Consider the following 22,980-nt stretch of genomic DNA (forward strand, 5'->3'; position numbering starts at 1 on the left):
CCGGCAAGGGTGGGGCGGGGGCGCGGCGCGGGCCGCGCGGGCGGCCCGTCACTCGGGATCGTAATCCAGATTCGACGCCAGCCAGCGCTCGGCCTGGACCAGGCTGACGCCCTTGCGCCGGGCGTAGTCCTCGACCTGCTCCTTGGACACCCGCCCGACCACGAAGTACTGGCTGTCGGGATGGCTGAAGTAATAGCCCGACACCGCCGCGGCCGGGTACATGGCGAAGCTCTCGGTCAGCTCCAGCCCGGAGTGGGCCGGCGCGTCGAGCAGGGCGAACAAGGTGCGCTTTTCGCTGTGCTCGGGGCAGGCCGGGTAGCCCGGCGCGGGGCGGACGCCGCGGTAGCCTTCGTCGATCAGCGCGTCGTTGTCGAGCGTTTCGTCGCCGGCGTAGCCCCAGAACTCCTTGCGCACGCGCTGGTGCAGGCGCTCGGCCAGCGCTTCGGCGAAGCGGTCGGCCAGGGCCTTGAGCATGATCGCGTTGTAGTCGTCGTGATCGGCCTCGAAGCGCGCCACGTGCGGCTCGATGCCCAGGCCCGCGGTGACCGCGAACGCGCCGATCCAGTCCTGGCGGCCGCTGTCCTTGGGCGCGATGAAGTCGGCCAGGCAGAAGTCGGGGCGGTCGGCGGGCTTGTCGACCTGCTGGCGCAGGAAGTGCAGGCGGGTCGTCTCGCGCAGGCCGCCGGCGACGCGCTGCGGCTGCACCAGACCGTTGTCGGGCAGCACGACGGCGTCGAGCGCGATGCTCGGGTCGACGTCGACATCGTCGCCGACCGCGTTCGCCGGCCACAGGCCGAACACCGCCTTGGCGCCGATCCACTTCTGCGCGACGATCTTTTTCAGCATCGCGCGCGCGTCGCGGTACAGCTCGGTGGCCTGCTTGCCGACGATCTCGTCGGTGAGGATCGCCGGATAGCGCCCGGCCAGTTCCCAGGTGTTGAAGAACGGCGTCCAGTCGATGTACTCGACCAACTCGTCCAGCGGGTAATCGTCGAACGCGTACACGCCCGGGGTTTTCGGCGTCGGCGGAACGTACTCGTCCCAGTGGCCGGCGTAGCGCTGGCCGCGCGCCTTTTCCAGCGACACCAACCGCTTGCCGTCGCCGCGCTGGCGATGGCGCTGGCGGATCTCGGCGTAGTCGGAGGCGTTGGCGGCGACGAACGGCTCGCGCAGCTCGATCGAGATCAGCGACTGGGCCACGCCGACCGCGCGCGAGGCGTCCTTGACCCAGATCGTCGGCGCGTCGTAGTGCGGATCGATCTTCAGCGCGGTGTGCGCGCGCGAGGTGGTCGCCCCGCCGATCAGCAGCGGCATGGTGAAGCCCTGGCGCTGCATTTCGCGGGCGACGTGGCTCATCTCTTCCAGCGAAGGCGTGATCAGCCCGGACAGGCCGATCAGGTCGGCGTTCTCGGCGCGCGCCCGGTCCAGGATGGTCTGCGCCGGCACCATCACGCCCAGGTCGACCACGTCGAAGTTGTTGCAGGCCAACACCACGCCGACGATGTTCTTGCCGATGTCGTGCACGTCGCCCTTGACCGTGGCCATGACGATCTTGCCGTTGGATTTGCCGACATCGCCGGTGCGCAGCTTCTCGGCTTCGATGTACGGCAGCAGGTAGGCGACGGCCTTTTTCATCACCCGCGCCGACTTGACCACCTGCGGCAGGAACATCTTGCCGGCGCCGAACAGGTCGCCGACCACGTTCATGCCCGACATCAGCGGGCCTTCGATCACATCCAGCGGACGCGTGGACTGCGCGCGCGCGACCTCGGTGTCTTCCTCGATCCATTGGTCGATGCCGTGGACCAGGGCGTGGCTGAGCCGCTCGCGCACCGGCTTGTCGCGCCAGCGCAGGTCTTCGACCTTCTTCTCGCCCTTCTTGCCCTTGAAGCGGTCGGCGATTTCCAGCAGGCGCTCGGTGGCGTCGCTGCGGCGGTTCAGCACGACGTCCTCGACCCGCTCGCGCAGGTCGGTTTCCAGATCGTCGTACAGCGGCAGCGCGCCGGCGTTGACGATGCCCATGTCCATGCCGGCCTTGATCGCGTGGTAGAGGAACACCACGTGGATCGCCTGGCGCACCGGCTCGTTGCCGCGGAACGAGAACGACACGTTCGACACGCCGCCGGAGATGTGGCTGTACGGGAAGCGCCGCTTGATCTCGCGGGTGGCCTCGATGAAGGCCACCGCGTAGTCGTTGTGCTCCTCGATGCCGGTGGCGACCGCGAACACGTTGGGGTCGAAGATGATGTCTTCGGGCGGGAAGCCGACTTGCTCGGTCAGCAGCTTGTAGGCGCGCGAGCAGATCTCGACCTTGCGCTCGATGGTGTCGGCCTGGCCGACCTCGTCGAAGGCCATCACCACCACCGCCGCGCCGTAGCGGCGCACCAGTCGCGCCTGGCGCAGGAACTCGTCCTCGCCTTCCTTCATCGAGATCGAGTTGACGATGCCCTTGCCCTGCAGGCACTTGAGCCCGGCCTCGATCACGTTCCACTTGGAGCTGTCGACCATCACCGGGACCCGGGCGATGTCCGGCTCGGCCGCGATCAGGTTGAGGAACTCGACCATCGCCTGCTGCGAGTCGAGCAGGCCCTCGTCCATGTTGACGTCGATGACCTGGGCGCCGTTCTCGACCTGCTGGCGCGCGACCACCACCGCCTCGTCGAGGCGGCCTTCCAGGATCAGCTTCTTGAACTGCGCGCTGCCGGTGACGTTGGTGCGTTCGCCGACGTTGACGAAGTTGCTTTCCGGGGTGATCTGCAGCGGTTCGAGGCCGCTGAGGCGGGTCTGGCGGAGGAGGGCTGAGGTCATACGCAGGTTCGATTGGGCAGTCGCTTTTGCTCGTCGTCCCCGCGAAGGCGGGGACCCAGGGCTTTATCGCGACACGACTTGGAAGTCTCTGGATTCCCGCCTTCGCGGGAATGACGGTAGGGAGTGACGCGGCGTGCGCTCAGCCAGGGCTTACGCCGCCGCGTCGATCAACTGCAGCGGTTGTCGCGGCGGCACGCCTTGCACCGCCGCAGCGATCGCCGCGATGTGCGCCGGCGAGGTGCCGCAGCAGCCGCCGACCAGGTTGAGCAGGCCCGCGCGGGCGAATTCGCCGAGCACCGCGGCCATGTCCTCGGGCGTTTCGTCGTAGCCGCCGAAGGCGTTGGGCAGGCCGGCGTTGGGGTGGGTGCTGACGTGCGAGTCGGCGATCTGCGCCAGCACGTCGACGTGCACGCGCAGGTCCTTGGCGCCGAGCGCGCAGTTCAGGCCGATCGCGGTCGGCTGCACGTGCCGCACCGAATACCAGAACGCTTCGGCGGTCTGGCCCGAGAGGGTGCGGCCGGAGGCGTCGGTGATGGTGCCGGAGATCATCACCGGCAGCCGCGCGCCGCGCGCGTCGAAGGCTTCCTCGACCGCGAACAGCGCCGCCTTGGCGTTGAGGGTGTCGAAGATGGTTTCCACCATCAGCACGTCCGCGCCGCCGTCGATCAGGCCGTCGGCGGCCTCGCGGTAGGCCGCGCGCAACTGGTCGAAGCTGATCGCGCGGTAGCCGGGGCGGTTGACGTCCGGGCTCAGCGAGGCGGTGCGGCTGGTCGGGCCGAGCACGCCGATGACGTAGCGCGGGCGCGTCGGGTCCAGCGCTTCGATTTCGTCGCACACGCCGCGGGCGAGTTTGGCGCCTTCGAAATTGAGCTCGCGCGCCAGATGCTCCAGGCCGTAGTCCTCCAGCGAGATCGTGGTCGAGTTGAAGGTGTTGGTCTCGACCAGGTCGGCGCCGGCCTGCAGGTACTCGCGGTGGATGCCGGCGATGATCTCGGGCCGGGTCAGGGTCAGCAGGTCGTTGTTGCCGCGCTGGTCGCGCGAGCAGCCGCAGCTTTCGCCGTGCACGTGCTCGCCGTCGTGCTCGCGCGCCGGCGGCGAGTACAGCCGGTCGAAGCCTTCGGCGAAGCGCTCGCCGCGGTAGTCGGCCTCGGTCAGCGAATGCTGCTGGATCATCGTGCCCATCGCGCCGTCGATGATCAGGATGCGCTCGGACAGGCCGCGCAGCAGCGCCTGTGCGCGTTCGGGGTGGAGCCAGGGCAGGGGCTTCATCGGCGGTTCCTCACTTCTTGGCCGGCTTGCGCGCCGCGGCCGGCTCGGGCTGCGGCTTGCGCGCCATCAGCGCGATCACTTCGAAATGCGGCGGGCGGCGCTCGCGGGTCACGGTCTCGCAGCTGACGATGTCGAAGCCGGCCTTGGCCGCGAACTTCTGCAGGTCTTTTTCGCTGAAGCCGAGGTTGACGTGGCCGAAGGCCTCGACCGCGCCGCGGTGCTCGTGCCGGGCCAGGCTGGTCAGCAGCAGGCGGCCGCCGGGGCGCAGCACGCGCGCGGCCTCGGCCACGGCCTGGGCCGGCTGTTCGGCGTAGGTCAGCGCGTGCATCAGCACCACCAGGTCGAAGGTCTCGGCCGGGAACGGCAGCGCGTGCATGTCGCCCTCGCGCACCTCGACATTGCGCAGCTTGCGCAGGCGCTCGGACGCGGCGGCGACCACCTTGGTGCTGGCGTCCAGGCAGATGTAGCGGTGCGAGTGCGGCGCCAGCAGTTCGGCCAGCACGCCGTCGCCCGACGCGATGTCGAGCACGTCGCCGGGCTGCAGCAACGGCAGCGCCGAACGCGCCAGCGCTTCCCAGGTGCGGCCGGGCGAGTAGTGGCGTTCCATGTCGCCGGCGACCGAGTCGGCCCAGTTCTGGTCGGAGGCGCGCATCGCCAGCACCGCGGCGACCCGCTCGGCGTCCTGGCGCAGCAGCGGGTCGTCGCTGCCGGTGCTCAGGGTCTGCCACAGCGCGCGCTGGGCCTGGTCGAGCGCGCCGTCGTCGAAACGGTAATAGGCCGACACGCCGGCGCGGCGGTCGCGCACCAGCCCGGCTTCCTTGAGCTTGGACAGGTGGGTGGACACGCGCGGCTGGGCCAGGCGGGTGATCGCCGACAGCTCGGCCACGGTCAGCTCCTCGCCTTCGAGCAGGGCGAGCAGCCGCACGCGGGTGGCGTCGGCGAATACTTTGAGTCGGGAAGACCAGCCTTCGAGATCCATGGGGCGAGAATGGGACCGAGGAATGAGGGAATGGGATGGGCGATGGCGCTGCGCAAGCGGACGTTCGGCCGGCGGGTCGGGGTAAACGGTTTCCGCCGGCCGAGGGCTTTCATCAACGTATCGCGATATAGAGATAAGTGTGTGCCCGACGTGCGCTCAGGTCAAGTCGTGCGGCGCTGCAGCAAGCCGCAATGGCGACTGAAGCGCGGTGCCGCGGGCAGGGATGACGCCAGATCGGGCCAGTCGCATGGGTGGGGTTCTGCGGCGCGCGCGGCTACAATTCGCATTCGCGGCCCGATGTATGGACCGCAGACCAGGACGCAGAACCAACGCGCCGGTCGTTCCGGGATGCGGACGCGCCAAAGAGCGCGCCGATAAAGGGGGAACGGCCGCAGCGCTCAACCCAGCAGAGGTGCGACGTGGATTTTGGCTTTACCGAAGAGCAGTTGATGATCCAGGACGTGGCGCGCCGTATCGCCCAGGAGAAGATTGCTCCCAGCGCCGAGCACCATGACCAGACCGGCGAGTTCCCGCTGGCCAACATCCGCACCCTCGGCGAGAACGGGCTGATGGGCATCGAGGTGCCGGCCGAGTACGGCGGCGCCGGCATGGACCCGGTGGCCTACGTGCTGGCCATGGTCGAGATCGCCGCCGGCGACGCCGCGCACTCCACCATCGTCTCGGTCAACAATTCGCTGTTCTGCAACGGCATCCTCAAGTTCGGCACCGAAGAACAAAAGCAGCTCTACGTGCGCGCGATCGCCGAGGGCCGCGAAATCGGCGCCTTCGCCCTGACCGAGCCGCAGTCGGGCTCCGACGCCACCGCGATGCGCTGCAAGGCGGTCAAGCAGGCCGACGGCAACTTCGTCATCAACGGCAAGAAGAGCTGGATCACCTCCGGCCCGGTCGCCAAGTACATCGTGCTGTTCGCGATGACCGACCCGGACAAGGGCGCGCGCGGCATCACCGCGTTCATGATCGACACCGCCAAACCCGGCTTCCACCGCGGCAAGACCGAGCCCAAGCTCGGCATCCGCGCCTCGGCCACCTGCGAGATCGAGTTCGAGGACTACGTGGCCGCGCCGGCCGACGTGCTCGGCGAGGAAGGCCACGGCTTCAAGATCGCCATGGGCGTGCTCGACGCCGGCCGCATCGGCATCGCCAGCCAGGCCATCGGCATCGCCCGCGCCGCCTACGAGCGCACCTTGGACTACGTCAAGGAACGCAAGGCCTTCGGCGCGCCGATCGGCACCTTCCAGATGACCCAGGCCAAGATCGCCGACATGAAGTGCAAGCTCGACGCGGCCCTGCTGCTGACCTTGCGCGCGGCCTGGCAGAAAGGCCAGGCCGAGAAGAACGGCGGCCGTTTCAGCAACGAGGCGGCGATCGCCAAGCTCACCGCGTCGGAAGCGGCGATGTGGATCACCCACCAGGCCGTGCAGATCCACGGCGGCATGGGCTATTCCAAGGAAATGCCGCTGGAACGCTACTTCCGCGACGCCAAGATCACCGAAATCTACGAAGGCACCAGCGAGATCCAGCGCCTGGTCATCGCCCGCAACGAAACCGGCCTGCGCTGACTTTCCACGCCATGAAACGCTTCGGCTCGTCCCGGCCTACCGCCTGTCCTGAGGACGGCGGCAACGGCCTGCGCGCTGCACGACACCTCGACTGCGCCCACGGCGCCGGCCCGCGCATCGCTGCGCGCGGCCGCGCCGCCGGCGCGCTCGACTATGGCGCCGACGCCCTTGCCGCCGTGCGAATTCCGCCGTACCGGCCCCAATAACCTTTCTCTTGGCCCGCGCGCGAGCGTGGGCCTCATTCCATCCGGACCTCAAACGTTCCCATGAGCAGCAAACCCAAAGCTTCCAAGTCCGAACCCGCCAAACCGGCCGCCAAGGCCGCCAAGGCGGCCCCGGCCAAGCAAGCCAAGGCGACCGCCCCGGTCGCCAAGTCCGCCGCCAAGCCGGCTGCAAAGCCGGCCGCCAAGCCCGCCGGGCGCGCGCCGCAGTCGGCGCCGCCGGTGGACGCGCAGGCGGTCGACCTGCGCCCGGTCCTGGAGGCCATGCGCAAGCGCGTGCCCAAGGCGCGCCATGCCGAGGCCGAGGCGTTCGCCCAGGCGTTCTACAAGCGCATGAGCGGCGACGAGATGCCGCAGCACGCGGCCGACGGCTGGGCCGCGCTGGCCGCCGACTTCCTCGACTTCGCCCGCGACCGCAAGCCCGGCAACGCGCTGGTGCGCCTGTTCAACCCGCAGCTCAAGAGCCACGGTTGGGAATCGCCGCACACCGTGCTGCAGATCGCCAACGACGACATGCCGTTCCTGGTCGACTCGGTGACCATGGCCCTGGCCGACCTCGGCGTCGGCGTGCACGTGCTCGGCCACCCGGTGGTCGCGTTCCAGCGCGACAAGGCCGGCAAGCTGGTCGCGGTGGGCGCGGGCCAGGCCGAATCGCTGATGCACCTGGAGCTGGACCGGCAGACGCCGGAAGCGATGGCGCAGATCAAGCAGGCGCTGGACACCGTGCTGGCCGACGTGCGCGCGATCGTGCGCGACTGGCCGCAGATGCGCGACAAGATGAACCAGGTCGCCGACGAACTGCCGGCGCAGTCGATGCCGATCGACGAGCAGGGCAAGCGCGAGGCGCAGGCGTTCCTGCACTGGGCCGCCGACAACCACTTCACCTTCCTGGGCTACCGCGAGTACGAGGTGGTGCAGCACGGCGGCGAAGGCGTGCTGCGCGCGATCAAGGACAGCGGCCTGGGCCTGCTCAGCGGCAAGCCCTCGGGCTCGCCGCGTCCGCTGACCTCGCTGGCGGCGCACTACATGCCGCAGTCCGGCTCGGTCGATGCGCTGATCCTGACCAAGACCAATGCGCGCTCGACCGTGCACCGTCCGGGCTACATGGACTACATCGGCGTGCTCAGCTTCGACGCCCAGGGCCGTCCGACCGCGGAGAAGCGCTTCCTCGGCCTGTACACCTCCAGCGCCTACAACCGCCGCCCGTGGGACATCCCGCTGGTGCGCCAGCGCCATAACTACGTGATGCAGCAGTCCGGCCTGGCCGCCGACAGCCACAGCGGCAAGGCCCTGCGCCACGTGCTGGAAACCCTGCCGCGTGACGAGCTGTTCCAGTCCGGCGAGGAAGAACTGCTCAAGACCACCTCGGGCATCCTCGGCCTGCAGGAGCGCGTGCGCAGCAAGCTGTTCCTGCGCCGCGACCGCTACGGCCGCTATTTCTCGGTGCTGGTCTACATCCCGCGCGAGCGCTTCAACACCGACGTGCGCCTGCGCGTGGAGGCGATGCTCAAGGACAAGCTGCACGGCGAGCACGTCGACACCACCGTGCACATCGGCGAATCGCCGCTGGCCCAGCTGCACCTGATCGTGCGGCCGACCTCGGGCGAGGCGGTGCAGGTCGACAACGCCGCGATCGAGTCCGAGCTGGCCGAGATCGTGCGCAACCGCCAGGACGACCTGCGCGAAGCGCTGGTGCGCAACAACGGCGAGCAGCAGGGCCTGCAGTTGGCCAACCGCTACGGCCGGGTGCTGCCGATCGGCTACATCGAAGAAGTCTCCGCCCCGGTCGCCGCGCAGGACATCGCCCACCTGGCCGCGCTGAGCGGCCCGGAAGACCTGCGCCTGAGCCTGTGCCGGACCCGTCCGGGCGAGGGCGGCCTGCGCTTCAAGTTCTACCGCCAGCTCGACGACATCCCGCTGTCGGACGCGCTGCCGATGATGGAGAACATGGGCCTGCGGGTGATCTCCGAGCACCCCTACCGCCTGACCGTCGACGGCCAGCCGGTCTACATCCAGGACTTCGAGGTCGAAACCTCGAACAACGACATCGACGTCGACCGCCTGGACGAGAACTTCGAGGAAGCCTTCGCCCAGATCTGGCGCGGCAACGCCGAGAACGACGGCTTCAACCGCCTGATCCTGGCCGCCAGCCTGTCCTGGCGCCAGGTCGCGATGCTGCGCGCCTACTGCAAGTACCTGCTGCAGGTCGGCGTGCCGTTCTCGCAGAGCTACGTCGAGGAAACCTTCGCCCGCTATCCGCTGCTGGCGCGCCTGTTGGTGGAACTGTTCGAAGCGCGCTTCGACCCGAGCACCGGCAGCGAGAGCAAGGCCGAGATCAAGGCCGGCCAGGACCGCCTCAAGGTCCAGTTCGAAGCCCTGCACGACGGCGACGACGCCGTGCGCGCCGCGCTGGAGCCGGTGATCGCCGCCCGCGCCGGCAAGCGCGAGGCCCAGGCCGAGGCCGCGGTGACCGCGCTCAAGTCGCTGCTCGACCGCGTCTCCAGCCTCGACGAAGACCGCATCCTGCGCAGCTTCATCGGCGTGATCCAGGCGACGTTGCGCACCAGCTACTACCAGCGCGCGGTGGATGGTTCCGACCGCGGCTACGTCAGCTACAAGTTCGATTCGGCCCAGGTGCCGGACCTGCCCAAGCCCAAGCCCTACCGCGAAATCTTCGTCTACGGCCCGCGCGTGGAAGGCGTGCACCTGCGCTTCGGCCCGGTCGCGCGCGGCGGCCTGCGCTGGTCGGACCGGCGCGAGGACTTCCGCACCGAAGTGCTGGGCCTGGTCAAGGCGCAGATGGTCAAGAACACGGTGATCGTGCCGGTCGGCTCCAAGGGCGGCTTCTTCGCCAAGCGCCCGCCGCTGGGCGGCGACCGCGACGCGGTGCTGGCCGAGGGCATCGCCTGCTACAAGATGTTCATCAACGGCCTGCTCGACATCACCGACAACATCGTCGACGGCAAGATCGTGCCGCCGGCCGATGTCGTGCGCCACGACAACGACGACCCGTACCTGGTGGTGGCCGCCGACAAGGGCACCGCGACCTTCTCCGACATCGCCAACGGCATCGCCGCCGAGCACAAGTTCTGGCTCGACGACGCCTTCGCCTCGGGCGGTTCGGTCGGTTACGACCACAAGGGCATGGGCATCACCGCCAAGGGCGCGTGGGAATCGGTCAAGCGCCACTTCCGCGCGCTCGGCCGCGACAGCCAGACCCAGGACTTCACCACGGTCGGCATCGGCGACATGTCCGGCGACGTGTTCGGCAACGGCATGCTGCTGAGCGAGCACATCCGCCTGGTCGCCGCGTTCGACCACCGCCACATCTTCATCGACCCGAACCCGGATGCGGCGCGCTCGTTCAAGGAGCGCGACCGCATGTTCAAGCTGCCGCGTTCGAGCTGGGAAGACTACGACAAGAAGCTCATCAGCAAGGGCGGCGGCGTGTACCCGCGCTCGGCCAAGTCGATCCCGCTGTCGGCCGAGGCCAAGGCCGCGCTCGGCATCGAAGGCAACGCCACCGCGCTGAGCCCGGCCGAACTGATGAGCGCGATCCTCAAGGCGCCGGTCGACCTGCTGTGGAACGGCGGCATCGGCACCTACGTCAAGTCGCGCGGCGAATCCAACAGCGACGTCGGCGACCGCGCCAACAACGCCCTGCGCGTCAACGGCGCGGACCTGCGCTGCAAGATGGTGGGCGAGGGCGGCAACCTGGGCCTGACCCAGCTCGGCCGCATCGAGGCCGCCCAGCACGGCGTGCTGCTCAACACCGACTTCATCGACAACTCCGCCGGCGTGGACACCTCCGACCACGAGGTGAACATCAAGATCCTGCTCAATGGCCAGGTGCAGGCGAAGAAGCTGACCCTGCCGGAGCGCAACAAGCTGCTGGCGTCGATGACCGACGAAGTCGCCGAGCTGGTGCTCAACGACAACTACCGCCAGAACCAGGCGATCAGCCTGATGGAGCGCATGAGCCTGTCCCGCCTGGGCAGCAAGCTGCACTTCATCCGCACTCTGGAATCGCAGGGCCTGCTCGATCGCCAGATCGAGTTCCTGCCGTCGGACGCCGAGATCGCCGAGCGCAAGGCCCGTGGCCAGGGCCTGACCCGTCCGGAACTGTCGGTGCTGCTGTCGTACTCCAAGCTGGTCGCGTTCCAGCAGCTGCTGGATTCGGACGTGCCGGAAGACCCGTACCTGTCCAAGGAACTGGTCCGCTACTTCCCCAAGCCGCTGCAGGCCAAGTACGCCAAGGCGATGGAGAACCACCGCCTGAAGCGCGAGATCATCGCCACCGCGGTGACCAACTCGACCATCAACCGGATGGGCGCGACCTTCCTGCTGCGCATGCAGGAAGACAGCGGCCGCACTCCGGGCGAGGTCGCCAAGGCCTTCACCATCACCCGCGAAACCCTCGACGCGCGCGACCTGTGGACGCAGATCGACGCGCTCGACGGCAAGGTCGCCGAGTCGACCCAGATCGACGCCCTGCAGGTGATCTGGAACCTGCAGCGTTCCTTCACCCGCTGGCTGCTGTCGCGTCCCGGCGCGATCCCCGACATCACCACGGCGGTGGAGCGCTACCACGACGGCTTCAAGAACATCCGCGCCGGCCACGGCATCCTCGGCGACGGCGAACGCCCGACCCTGGACGCCGCCTACGCCGACTGGAAGGCCAAGGGCGTGCCCGAAGCGCTGGCCGCGCAGCTCGCGGCGCTGCCGTACCTGGAGCCGAGCTGCGACATCATCGAACTGGCGCGCGAGCGCAAGCTCAAGCCGGTCGACGTGGCCAAGGTCCACTTCCGCCTCGGCGAAGCGCTGCGCCTGCCGTGGCTGCAGGAGCAGATCGACGCGCTGGCCGTGGACGGCCGCTGGCACGCGGTCGCGCGCGGCGTGCTGCGCGAGGAACTGGCGACCCAGCAGCGCATCCTGGTCGGCCAGGTGCTGAAGATGGCCGGCGCCAACGCCGAGGCCAAGGTCAAGCAGTGGCTGAGCCGCGACGACCAGTCGTTGCGCTTCACCCTGGCGATGCTGACCGAACTGGCGGCGCAGAAGACCCTGGACTACCCGACCGCCTCGGTCGCGGTGCAGCGTCTGTCGCAGTTGGCCGCGCGCGGTTGACGGCGATACGCGGGGCCGGCGCGCGCCGGCTCCGCGGTATCCGAACGAGCCCTTCGCCCTCGCGGGCGAAGGGCTTTTTTTGTGGCGGCGCGTGCTTGCCCGCGGCCTGTGGCAGGAGGCCTCTTATGGGAGAGCCTCTTGTAGGGGCTCTTGTGGGAGGGCCTTCAGGCCCGATGCTCTTGTTTCAGGTCGCAGCGATCCGACACAAATGCGTCGGGCCTGAAGGCCCTCCCACAAGAGGTCGCCGAATTTGCGCAATCGTTGCGTTGGCGCGGTCGCGGCTCGCGCCGCTTCTGCAGGCAAGCCATCGCAACATCGCCGTGATCGCAAAACCGCGACTGCGTCGCAAAGCCGCCGGCCCCGCGCCACACCGCATTGCGCCGCCGCGACACCAATCCCCCGCACCGGCCGGGTTATGCTGGCGCCGTCCTCCCGGAGCCGCCGATGACCGCGACGCCCCGCATCGCCTTTCTCGCCAGTCACACCGACGAAGCGCAGCGCGCGCTGGTCGAACTCAGCGGACGTCACGGCCAGTGCGAGCCGGCCGACGCCGATGTCCTGGTCGCGCTCGGCGGCGACGGTTTCATGCTGCAGACCCTGCACCGCCACGGCGCGCTCGGCAAACCCGTGTACGGGATGAAGCTGGGCACGGTCGGTTTTCTGATGAACCAGCACGCCGGCGGCGCCGGCGATCTGTTCGAGCGCCTGGCCCAGGCCGAACCGGCGGTGCTGCGCCCGCTGGAAATGATGGCCCAGACCGAATCCGGCGCCAGCTTCGGCTCGCTGGCCTACAACGAGGTCTCGCTGCTGCGCCAGACCCGCCAGGCCGCGCACCTGCGCATCGACCTCAACGGCCAGACCCGCCTGGACGAGCTGATCTGCGACGGCGTGCTGGTCGCGACCCCGGCCGGCAGCACCGCCTACAACTTCTCCGCCCACGGCCCGATCCTGCCGCTGGGCTCGGCGGTGATCGCGCTGACCCCGATCGCCGCGTTCCGCCCGCGCCGCTGGCGCGGCGCGCTGCTCAAGGCCGACACCGAAGTGCGCTTCCGCGTGCTCGACCCGTACAAGCGTCCGGTCAGCGCCACCGCCGATTCGCACGAAGTGCGCGACGTGGTCGAGGTCACCATCCGCGAATCGCGCGACCGCACCGTCACCTTGCTGTTCGATCCGGAGCACAACCTGGAAGAGCGGATGCTGATCGAGCAGTTCACCAGCGGCTGAGGCTCACGCCGGCGCGGGGCGTCCGGACAGGCGTTGCGCCAGGCCGGCGCGTCCGCAGGCCGCGCCGAGGAAATCCACGAACGCGCGGGTCTTGGCCGGCAGCAGGCTGCGGCCGGCGTAATACAGGTTGATCGCGCCGAGGTCGGCGTACCAGTCCGGCAACAGCCGCCGCAGCCGGCCCTCGTGCAGATACGGCAGCGCGTGCTGCACCGCGACCAGGGTCACGCCCAGGCCGAGCGCGGCGGCGCGCGCCATCGCCTCGGGGTCGTCGAAGGCCGCGCGCTCGCGCGGCATCGCCAGCGCCTCGCGGCCGGCGCCGTCGCGCAAGGTCCAGTGGTTGATCCGGCCGTGGCGGTGCGAGCGCATCACGATGCCGTCGTGCCCGGCCAGATCGTCCGGGTGGACGGGCAGGGCGCGGCCTTGCGCGGCGCACTCGTCCAGGTAGCCCGGCGCGGCCACCGCGATCACGTGCAGCGGCGCCAGCGGCCGCGCGACCAGTCCCGCGGCGAGCTCGATGCCGCCGCCAATGGCCGCGTCGAAACCTTCGGCGATCAGTTCGACCGGGCGGTTCTCGAAGCGCCAGTCCAGGCGCAGGCGCGGGTAGCGGCGCAGGAACTCGGGCATCAGCGGCAGCACGTAATCGATGCCGAAACCGGGCGAGAGGCTGAGCTTGAGCGTGCCCGCCGGCTCGGCGCGGTCGAGCGCGGCGGCGCCGAGCGCGGCGCCCAGCGCGTCGACATGGCTGCGCACCGAATCGAGGAAGCGCTCGCCGGCCTCGGTCAGGGCGAGCTTGCGGGTGCTGCGCTGGAACAGGCGTAGGCCGAGATTGCGCTCCAGCACCGCGACGTTGCGGCTGACCGCGGCGGGGCTGAGCCCGAGCTGGCGCGCCGCCGCGGAAAAGCCGCCGAGCTCGGCGCTGCGAACGAAGGATTCGAGATTGGCGAGGGATTCCACGGGCGCCGGCCTTCAAGTTCTGCTTGAAATTCATTCTAAGCATTACCGGCTTATCCGGACAGAATCGGAGGTCCATAGTGACGTCCAAGGCGCCGCTGCAACCTCGAAACCACCTGAGGTTTCCGACACCGAAACAATTACGATCAATAAGTTGAAGGAGAAACCTCATGAACATCGGCATCATCGGCGCGGGCCATATCGGCACCGCCATCGCCCGCACCCTGGCCCGTCACGGCATCGAGGCGACCTTGTCCAACCGCCGCGGCCCGGACTCGCTGGCCGCCACGGTCGCCGAACTGGGGCCGTCGATCCGCGCCGGCACGGTCGAGCAGGCCGCTCAGGCCGACCTGATCTTCGTCGCGGTCAACTGGTCCAAGCTGCCGGCGGCGCTGCAAGGCCTGGATCTGCGCGGCCGCATCGTGGTCGATGCCAACAACGCGATCGAGGCACCGGAGTTCAAGCCCTTCGACCTGGGCGGCAAGACCTCCAGCGAAGCCTTCGCCGAACAGGTGCCGGGCGCGCGCGTGGTCAAGGCGCTCAATCACTTGCTCGCGGCGGTGCTGGCCAGCGACCCGCAGGCTGATGGCGGCCAACGGGTGCTGTTCCTGTCCGGCGACGATGCCGGCGCCAAGGCCGAGGTGGCCGCGCTGCTGGAGCGGACCGGGCATTTCCCGGTCGACCTGGGCGGGCTGGCCGAGGGCGGGCGGCTGCACCAGTTCCCGGGCGGGCCGCTGGCGCTGCATCGGTTGGTCAAGGTCGGGTGAGGTGCGGCGGGCTTTGGGTCGGTGCCGCCGCGATGGGCGGCATCGAGAGCGCGAAGGCTGGCAGCGCCCCGGCACTGGCAGTAGCGGCGTAGTTGCGGGTTCGCGGTCGCGGCTTGCGCCGCTCCTACAGGTAGCCCAGCTCGATCCGAAGCCCCTGTAGGAGCGGCGCAAGCCGCGACCGCGAACCCACAGCTACGACGAACCTGTGCGTTCAGCCCCGCGCCCGCACCCGCCGCGCGATCTCGCTCACCGCGGCGATGCACAGCGTCAGCCCCACCGTCGACAGCAACTGCACGCGCGGCCCCGGGGTCATCAGCGCCAGCACGAACACCAGGGCGAGGATGCCCAGGCCGATGTAGGTGACGTAGGGGAAGGCCCACATCTTGAACGGCAGCGCGGTGCCGGCGCGGTCGGCGCGGCGGCGCAGGATCAGCTGCGAGAGCAGCGACAAGGTCCACACCAACAGGCAGGTCGAGCCGACCACGTTGAGCAGCGCCGGCAGCACCTTGTCCGGGTACAGCAGTTCCAGCGCGGTGGCGATGAAGCCGAACGCCACGCTCGCCAGCACCGCCGCCACCGGCACCTGGCTGCGGCTGAGGCGGGCAAGCATGCGCGGCGCTTCCTGGCGCTGGGCCAGCGAATAGATCATGCGCGAGGCGCCGTAGAGGTTGGCGTTGAGCGCCGACAGCAACGCCACCACCGCGACCAAGGTGATGGCCGTCGCCGCCCCCGGAATCCGCGCGACTTCCAGCACCGCCGCGAACGGCGACTTCAGATGCTCGCTGGTCCACGGCACTACCGCGATGATCACCGCCAGCGAGCCGATGTAGAACACCAGGATGCGCCAGGCCACGGTGCGGATGGCCTGGGTGATGCTGCGCTGCGGATCTTGGGTTTCGGCCGCGGCGACCGCGACGATCTCGGTGCCGCCGAAGGCGAACACCACCACCAGCAGCGCCGCGCCGACGCCGGCCCAGCCCTTGGGCGCGAAGCCGCCGTGGGCGGTGAAGTTGGACAGGCCGGGCGAGGCCACGTCCGGCAGCCAGCCCAGCAGCAGCGCGGCGCCGATGGCGATGAAGGCCAGGATCGCGGCGACCTTGAGGATCGCGAACCAGAACTCGAACTCGCCGAAGTTGCGCACGCCCAGCAGGTTGACCAGGGTGAAGGCGCTCATGAACACCAGCGAGGTCGCCGCCACCGGCAAGCCGGGCCACACCGTGGCCAACAGACCCGCGGCGCCGACCGATTCGGCCGCCACCACGATCACGATCTGCACCCACCACAGCCAGCCCAGGGTCGCGCCCGCGGTCGGGCCCATGGCGTCGGCGGCGTAAACCGAGAACGCGCCGCTGGTGGGCCGCGCGGCCGCCATTTCGCCGAGCGCGCGCATGACGATGATGATCAGGGCGCCGGCGATCAGATACGACAGCAGCACCGCCGGCCCGGCAGTCTGCACGCCGACGCCGGAGCCGAGGAACAGCCCCGCGCCGATCGCGCTGCCCAGGCCCATCATCACCAACTGGCGCGATTTGAGAGCGTGGCCGAGTTGCGGATCGGCGGCGGTGGCGGCGGGACTGGCGGGCATGGACATGGAGCGGGTCCGGGCGGGCGACGGGAAGTGCGGCACGATACCGCATCGGCGCCAGCGGCGAGCGGGCCGGCGGCGAGCCGGCAAACCGGCGACGCCCGACCGGCCGGTTCGGCACCGCAAACGACGACGCAGCCTCCGCAGCCCCCTGTAGGAGCGGCGCAAGCCGCGACCGCGCCAGGCAAACAACCGCGCCACCGCCGATCCCGAAACCCGAATCCCGTCCCTGCAGCTCAGGCACAATAGCCCCATGCCCGACCGTGATGCCGACCCGTTGATCGTCGCGATTTCCTCGCGCACCCTGTTCGACATGGAAGAGAGCCACTCGCTGTTCGAGCGCGAGGGCATCGACGCCTATGCCGCGTTCCAGCGCGCGCGCGAGGACGACATCCTGCGCCCGGGCATCGCCTTCCCGCTGGTGCGCAAGCTGCTGGCGCTCAACCGCGACGCGCCGGCCGAGGCGCCGCGGGTCGAGGTGATCCTGATCTCGCGCAACTCCGCCGACAGCGGGCTGCGCATCTTCAATTCCATCGCCCATCACGACTTGTCGATCAAGCGCGCGGCCTTCAGCAACGGCGCGCCACCGTTTCCCTACATCCGCCCGTTCGGCGCCGACCTGTTCCTGTCGGCCAACGCCCAGGACGTGAGCGCCGCGCTCGAGGCCGGCATCGCCGCGGCGACATTGCTGCCGGCGGTGCCCAATTCCAAGCTCGCCCCGCACCTGCCGCCGGACCAGTTGCGCATCGCCTTCGACGGCGACGCGGTGATCTTCGACGACGAAGGCGAGCGGGTTTCGCGCGAAGGCGGGCTGGCCGCGTTCGCCGAGCACGAGCGCAACCACGCCGGCGAGCCGCTATCCGGCGGGCCGTTCCGCGGGTTTCTCGATGCCCTGCACCGGTTGCAGGCGGCGTTCCCGGTCGGCCAGGACGCGCCGATCCGCACCGCGCTGGTGACCGCGCGCTCGGTGCCCGCGCACGAGCGGGTGATCCGCACCTTGCGCGAATGGGACATCCGCCTGGACGAAGCGCTGTTCCTCGGCGGCCGCGCCAAGGGCCCGTTCCTGGAAGCGTTCGGCGCCGACATCTTCTTCGACGATTCGGAGAACAACATCGCCTCGGCGCGCGGGCACGTAGCGGCGGGGCATGTGCCGCACGGGGTCGCGAATCGCTGAAGCCCGCGCGGTAGTGGGTATCTCCCTGTAGGAGCGGCGCAAGCCGCGACCGCGACAACACAACCACGCCGAAACCTTCGCAGCAGCTGCGTTGCCGCAGTCGCGGCCCCCGCCGCTCCTACAGGGGGCGAACGAAGTTTCGGACGGCGGAAACGACGCAAGCCACGCTTGCGGCGTGGCTTGCGCGCTGGCTGCGAAGGCGGGCGGCCGTCGCCGCCGACTCGCTCAGTCCCAGGACTTCTTGGCGATCATGTCCGGACGGCAGGTGCCGGCCTTGCACTCGCGCGCGCGGTCGCGCAGGAACTCGGTGCGCTCGCGGTTGACCCGGTAGTTGCAGTCGACGTTGATGCTGCCGCCGCTTTCGCAGGTGGCGTCGCGGTGCTTGATCCACTGCAGCTGGGTCTGCTTGAGCTCGGTCTTGGCCGGCTCCTTGGCCACGCCGCGCAGGTCGTTATAGGCGGTGTTGAGCTCCTTGTCCGACTCCAGGAACAGCTTGGCGAAGCAATAGGTCTTGTCGTAGCTGGTCCGGTACTTGTCGCATTCGCCCTGGGCGTAGGCGGCGCTGGCGCTCAGGCCGAGCGCGGCGAAGGCGAGGGCGCAGAAGATCGTTTTCATGGCGTTCCAGTCCAAGTCGTGTGGCGTTGACGATCGGAGCCGGGCATGCGTGTCCGGCCGACGCCGCGCGAGGGCGGCGTTGGCGTGCAAAGTATTGCGGCGCTTGCGCGAAAGCAAGCGCCGGGCGGCCACGGCGGCTCCCTGTAGGAGCGGCGCGAGCCGCGACCGCGGCACCGCACCCATTGCGAAACCCGCGGCGTAGTTGCGTTGTCGCGGCCGCGGCTCGCGCCGACTTACGGCAGCATCTTGTCGAGCGGCAGGCGCACGTCGGTGACGCGCCAGCTCAGCCCGTCGCGGGTCAGCACGAACACCACCGGATCGCCGTCGGCGTTGGCGACCGTGGCGGTGAAGCGTGAGGGCGATTCGAAGCGGTAGCTCAGCTGCTTGAGCGGATCGGCCGGCGCCACCGGCGCGTAGGCGTCGCGGCGCGGCTCGCGCGGGTCGAAGCGCTTGAGCATGTTGCGGCCTTCCAGCACCGCGCCGATGCCCATCGGCGTGGCGATCGCGTCGACCGCGGTGCCGGCCACGCCGCTGGCCATGCTCAGGCCGATCGCGCCGAGCAGGCTGGACTGCACCTGCGGGCCGGCGCGGCGGACCAGATAGTCGTCGACCTGGGCTTTCAGACTCAGCCGCAGCGCGGCGAAGTCGACGTGCTTGGACAACTCGCCGGTGTTGCCTTCCTTGACCGCGGTGCGGATGGCGTGGACGGTCATGAACGGCCCGGCGGCGACCCAGCCGACCAACAGGACGGCGATCAAGACCAGGGCGGCGATCCATTTCTTCATGCGCGGCGATCCTCGGGAACAGCCGCCAGAGTAGTCGCGCCGCGGCGCGATGGCATGAAGGCGGGCTTAGCTGCTTGTTCGCGGGCGCGGCCCTCACCCCAACCCCTTTCCCGCAAGCGGGAGAGGGGCTTCAAGCGGCGCGGACGCTGGCCGTTCCTTCTCCCGCTTGCGGGAGAAGGTGCCCCGTAGGGGCGGATGAGGGCTGCAGCCCCGCGTCGTCTACCGAATCAACGCCCGACCCGAGCCACCCGCTGCCGCCGCTCGATCGGCGCCAGCCGGCTCTGATCGTTGAGCTCCACATTGCGCAGCTCGAACGGCGCGCCGTAGCCCTTGGGCAACTGCTTGCGGTCGAACGCCAGTTCGATCCGCGCCGCGCCGCCGTCGACCCATTGCGCACTGTGGGCGATCGCCACCGGCCGCAACTCGCGCTTGGCGTTGCTCGCGTACAGCGTGCCGCGCACCTCGAAGCGGCCCGGCGATGCAGCGCGCAGCGGCAGGACGAAGCTCAGCGTGCGCGTGTCGAAGGCGTAGGCGCCGTCGAGCTTGGCAGTGGGCTGGGCAACGGCCAGGGCGGTGCGGGCGTCGCGCTGGATCGTGCCGTCGCCGGCGAACACCTGCACTTCCCACAGCCCGGCCGGTTCGTCGCCGGCATCGGCCGGCAGCGGCACCGCGCCGCGCAGCTTGCCGTCGCCGCCGGTCTTCAGCGCCAGCGGCCAGCTGCGTCCGGACGGCGCCACCAACAGCGCGCCGCCTTCGGCCTTGAGCGAAGCCTGGCCGCGCTGCAGATACACTTCGACCTCGCGCGAACTGCCAGCCAAGGCGTGGTCGCCGCTCAGCCGGGCGAGCAGGCGCACGTCGCTGTTGGGCTCGAACACGTGCACCACGTAGCGGCCGCGCGCCTGCGCGACCTGCACCGCGTACGCGCCCGGCGCCGCGTCGGCGGCGAGCTGGACCGCGGCGGTGCCGGCGCCGACGGCCAGGCCGGCCGCCTGCAACTGCTCGGCGCCGGTGCGCTTGAGCGCGCCGACCGGCTGGCCGGCGCGGGTGATGCGCACCGAATCGGCGGCGACCTGGGCGGCGCCGGCGACCGGGCTGACCCGGATCAACGCGCCCGGCGCGCTGGTCGACACCTGCAGCCCGCGCTGCAGCGCGGCGCCGTCGGTTTCCTGCCAGTACTCGCGGCTTTCCACCGCTTCGGGCAGCGGATCGGCGGCGAGCTCGGCGTTGGGATCCAGCGCCCAGGAAAAACGCAGCGGCGCGCGTTCGGCCGCGGCCTTGGGCGCGGCCACCACGGCCAGGCGCTGCGGGATCTGATCGTGCTGGGCCGCCGGCAGCATTGGCGCATCGGCGGCGATGGTCTGGCCCGCGGCGGCGAGCAGGGCGAGAGACAGAATCGTTCGCATGGTCGGCGTCCTCACGGGGTCATGTCGCTGCGCAGGATGGTGTTGAGGTTGAAGCAGGCGCGCCGGCTCTGGTTGTGGCTGAGCGGCTCGGCGCCGGCGGTGCGCTGCTTGTCCTGGAACCAGACCGTGCCCGCGGCCGACTGGCTGGTGCAGTTGAGGAAGCCGTCGGAGCAGCTGTTCAACCAGTTCTGGGTGGTCTCCAGGCCGACGTTCTCGGTGTAGCCGCCGCAGTAGCTGTCGCTGTCGAACGGCGAGGAGTCCACGTCGGTGCCGACCACGCTGCGGAACGGCTTGGGCAGCGCCGGGCGGCCGGCGGTGCCGTAGAGGTTGTTCGCGTTGTAGGTCGCCATCCAGCTGACCTGCTGCATCTTCACCGCATCGGACTTGTAGCCCAGCAGCCAGCCCACCGCCTGTTCGAAGGCGTTGCCGTTCATCGCCGCATCGGCCAGCGGCGTGCCGGCCGAGGACGGCGCCAGCGCGTTGACCCGCACGGTCTTGGCGATGATGTTGGGATAGCGGCTGTCGTAGGTCGGGTTCGACAGGATCCAACGCATGACGTTGCCGCCGTTGGAGTGGGTGATCACGATCAACTGGGTGATGCCGCGGGCGTTGATGAAATCGGTGAGCTGTTGCGCCAGGCAGCCGGCGGCGCGGCTGTCCCACATGTATTGCTCGAAATCGCAGTTGACCACGACGTAGTTGGCCGGATTGGCCAGGCCCTGGCGCACGCTGTCGACCATCGTCGGCTGCCAGTAGTCCTGGTAAGCGTTGGTCTGCTTGCCGGTGCCGTGGACGAAGGCGACGCCGGTGACGGCGCCGGCGGCGAACGGCGCGGCCAGCGATGCGGCGGCGAACAACGACGCGGCGACGAGCGACGCGGCGCGCGGCCGCGGCGAGGTGCGGTGCTGATGCATGACTTCTCCCCGATGGGCCGCGGACGCTATCGCGGCGCGTTCCTCGCGCCCGTACGCGGTCGATGTGGCCGCGCGTTCCTGCACGGCGATCGCAGCGAGCATACGTTCGCGAATGTTGCTGTCATGCGGCGCTGCCGCACATCGGCGTGCGGAAACGTGACCGCATCCGGCCTGCGGAGCGATGGCGCGCACAATTGCCGCGAACGCCAGCGCAAATGGGCGAACGCGGCCATCGCGCTGCGGCTGGCGCGGCTGCGTGCGGCGCGCGTCGCAGGCGGGGCGAACTCAGCCCTCGAAGCGGGACAGCGACTCGATGGTGGCGGTGGAGCCGCCGCAGACGATGGCCAGAATGTTGGCGTCGGCGCCGAGCGCGATGCGCCGGCGATAGAGCAGGGCGAGCGAAGCGCCGCAGGCCGGCTCGACCAGGGTGCGGTGATCGTCGAGAAAGCTCAGGCAGGCGTCGACGGCTTCGCGGTCGCTCACTTGCAGCGGCACGATCGGCCGCTCGCGGGCGAGTTCGAACGCGCGCGCGCAAACCTGGCGCGCACCGAGCGAGGTGGCCACGCCGGACACCGCCGGCAGTTCGACCAGATGCCCGGCCTGGATCGAGGCGTTGAACGAGGCCATGCCCTCGGTTTCGGCGGCGTAGATCGGCACGCTGTCCAACCCGTTGCGGTGCAAGCCTTCGGCGACGCCGGCGAGCAGCCCGCCGCCGCCGACGCACAGCACCACCGCATCCGGACGCAGGCCCGCCTCGACCACTTCGTCGATCATGCTGGCGTGGCCCTGCCACAGCAGCGGATCGTCGAAGGGATGCAGGAACGCGTCTTGCGGCGTCTTCAATGATTGCGCGAACGCGTTGGCCTCCGACCACGAGCGGCCGTGCACGGTGACCTGCGCGCCTTCTTCGCGCAGCAGGCGGCGCGCGCGTTCGGGCGTGGTTTCCGGCACCACCACCGCGACCGGCACGCCGAGCTTGCGGCCGGCGTAGGCGACCGCCAATCCGGCGTTGCCGCCCGAGGACGAGAGAAAGCGCTGGGCGCCGTCGGCGCGATAACGCTCGCAAGCGTGGCCGATGCCGCGGATCTTGAACGATCCCGACGGCTGCATGGCTTCCATTTTCATCCACACCCGCGCGCCGCTGGCGCGCGAGAGCGGAAGCGATTCGAGCAAGGGAGTGGCGATGCTCAACGGCATGACGGGTTCCTGGAAGCGCGGGCGGCGGTGCGCAGCCGCGGTGTTGATCTTGTTCGGGAGAGTTCGGGCGATGCGCACGAGCGCGTGCGGCGGCGTTCGCAGCCGAGCGCCGATTGTGCGAGCCGCGACGCGATCGTGGAAGGGCTCGCGGCGATCCCGCCCGAATGCGACGGGTGAGGCGGCGGGTGAATCAACGAAACTGCAGCGTTGTCGCGACAAGCCGACAGCGCGGTTTGGTTCCAGTGATCCAAAGTGCGCACCGCATCGCTCGCGGGAATCGTCGCGCCGCTATTGCGCGGCGCGACCGGCAGCGACGGATGGCCACGGCCAGGCCCGCAGGTATCGCCGCGCCTGTCTCGTTGCCGTCGAGACCGAGCTGTGGCA

At 69.7% G+C, this 22,980-nt stretch carries 14 protein-coding genes and 2 pseudogenes; 6 read left to right on the plus strand and 10 right to left on the minus strand.

What is annotated here, in order from left to right:
* Nucleotides 1-48: 48 nt before the first annotated feature.
* The 3 genes and pseudogenes from metH to BLU84_RS17025 form a co-directional block, all read right to left on the minus strand.
* Entirely contained in the window at nucleotides 49-2,808 is a 2,760-nt protein-coding gene (metH, locus tag BLU84_RS17015; RefSeq protein ID WP_074870011.1) for a methionine synthase, read from the minus strand.
* A gap of 150 nt (nucleotides 2,809-2,958) precedes the next feature.
* Nucleotides 2,959-4,077 carry a homocysteine S-methyltransferase family protein gene (locus BLU84_RS17020; protein ID WP_074870014.1) on the minus strand — a complete coding sequence of 373 codons (1,119 nt, stop codon included), beginning with the start codon at nucleotides 4,075-4,077 and terminating at the stop codon, nucleotides 2,959-2,961.
* 52 nt (nucleotides 4,078-4,129) lie between these two features.
* A pseudogene (locus BLU84_RS17025) lies at nucleotides 4,130-5,056 on the minus strand (ArsR/SmtB family transcription factor); the annotation flags it as partial.
* Nucleotides 5,057-5,430: 374 nt separating this feature from the next.
* On the opposite strand from BLU84_RS17025, the gene BLU84_RS17030 reads away from it, so the two are divergent.
* From BLU84_RS17030 to BLU84_RS17040, 4 genes and pseudogenes are all read left to right on the plus strand, one after another.
* The gene (locus BLU84_RS17030; protein ID WP_324610487.1) at nucleotides 5,431-6,636 is read left to right on the plus strand and encodes an acyl-CoA dehydrogenase family protein; all 1,206 of its coding nucleotides are present in this window, start codon (nucleotides 5,431-5,433) and stop codon (nucleotides 6,634-6,636) included.
* 266 nt (nucleotides 6,637-6,902) lie between these two features.
* Nucleotides 6,903-11,981: an NAD-glutamate dehydrogenase gene (locus tag BLU84_RS17035; protein WP_074870023.1), complete on the plus strand. Its 5,079-nt coding sequence runs from the start codon at nucleotides 6,903-6,905 to the stop codon at nucleotides 11,979-11,981.
* 125 nt (nucleotides 11,982-12,106) lie between these two features.
* A pseudogene (locus BLU84_RS28765) lies at nucleotides 12,107-12,217 on the plus strand (DUF6053 domain-containing protein); the annotation flags it as partial.
* 208 nt (nucleotides 12,218-12,425) lie between these two features.
* Nucleotides 12,426-13,205, plus strand: coding sequence for an NAD kinase (locus tag BLU84_RS17040; protein WP_074870027.1), 780 nt, complete (start codon nucleotides 12,426-12,428; stop codon nucleotides 13,203-13,205).
* 3 nt (nucleotides 13,206-13,208) lie between these two features.
* Here the strand turns inward: BLU84_RS17040 and BLU84_RS17045 are convergent, their stop codons facing one another.
* A complete protein-coding gene (locus tag BLU84_RS17045; RefSeq protein ID WP_074870030.1) occupies nucleotides 13,209-14,159 on the minus strand; it encodes a LysR family transcriptional regulator in 951 nt (316 codons plus the stop codon).
* Between the two features lie 167 nt (nucleotides 14,160-14,326).
* On the opposite strand from BLU84_RS17045, the gene BLU84_RS17050 reads away from it, so the two are divergent.
* The gene (locus BLU84_RS17050; protein WP_074870033.1) at nucleotides 14,327-14,923 is read left to right on the plus strand and encodes an NADPH-dependent F420 reductase; all 597 of its coding nucleotides are present in this window, start codon (nucleotides 14,327-14,329) and stop codon (nucleotides 14,921-14,923) included.
* A gap of 211 nt (nucleotides 14,924-15,134) precedes the next feature.
* Here BLU84_RS17050 and BLU84_RS17055 read toward each other — a convergent pair whose 3' ends face one another.
* Nucleotides 15,135-16,508: an amino acid permease gene (locus tag BLU84_RS17055; RefSeq protein ID WP_074870036.1), complete on the minus strand. Its 1,374-nt coding sequence runs from the start codon at nucleotides 16,506-16,508 to the stop codon at nucleotides 15,135-15,137.
* Between the two features lie 253 nt (nucleotides 16,509-16,761).
* Here BLU84_RS17055 and BLU84_RS17060 point away from each other — a divergent pair, with 253 nt between their 5' ends.
* Nucleotides 16,762-17,682: a 5'-nucleotidase gene (locus tag BLU84_RS17060; protein WP_074870039.1), complete on the plus strand. Its 921-nt coding sequence runs from the start codon at nucleotides 16,762-16,764 to the stop codon at nucleotides 17,680-17,682.
* Between the two features lie 225 nt (nucleotides 17,683-17,907).
* Here the strand turns inward: BLU84_RS17060 and BLU84_RS17065 are convergent, their stop codons facing one another.
* The 5 genes from BLU84_RS17065 to BLU84_RS17085 form a co-directional block, all read right to left on the minus strand.
* Nucleotides 17,908-18,297 carry a lysozyme inhibitor LprI family protein gene (locus BLU84_RS17065; RefSeq protein ID WP_074870042.1) on the minus strand — a complete coding sequence of 130 codons (390 nt, stop codon included), beginning with the start codon at nucleotides 18,295-18,297 and terminating at the stop codon, nucleotides 17,908-17,910.
* A gap of 233 nt (nucleotides 18,298-18,530) precedes the next feature.
* Entirely contained in the window at nucleotides 18,531-19,082 is a 552-nt protein-coding gene (locus BLU84_RS17070) for a DUF2939 domain-containing protein (protein WP_074870045.1), read from the minus strand.
* A gap of 227 nt (nucleotides 19,083-19,309) precedes the next feature.
* A complete protein-coding gene (locus tag BLU84_RS17075; protein WP_074870048.1) occupies nucleotides 19,310-20,485 on the minus strand; it encodes a DUF4785 domain-containing protein in 1,176 nt (391 codons plus the stop codon).
* Nucleotides 20,486-20,496: 11 nt separating this feature from the next.
* Nucleotides 20,497-21,399, minus strand: coding sequence for a hypothetical protein (locus tag BLU84_RS17080; protein ID WP_074870324.1), 903 nt, complete (start codon nucleotides 21,397-21,399; stop codon nucleotides 20,497-20,499).
* Between the two features lie 285 nt (nucleotides 21,400-21,684).
* Complete coding sequence (locus BLU84_RS17085) at nucleotides 21,685-22,596, minus strand: pyridoxal-phosphate dependent enzyme (RefSeq protein ID WP_074870326.1); 912 nt, start codon at nucleotides 22,594-22,596, stop codon at nucleotides 21,685-21,687.
* Nucleotides 22,597-22,980 lie beyond the last annotated feature (384 nt).

This window comes from Lysobacter enzymogenes (assembly GCF_900106525.1).
Taxonomy (GTDB): domain Bacteria; phylum Pseudomonadota; class Gammaproteobacteria; order Xanthomonadales; family Xanthomonadaceae; genus Lysobacter; species Lysobacter enzymogenes.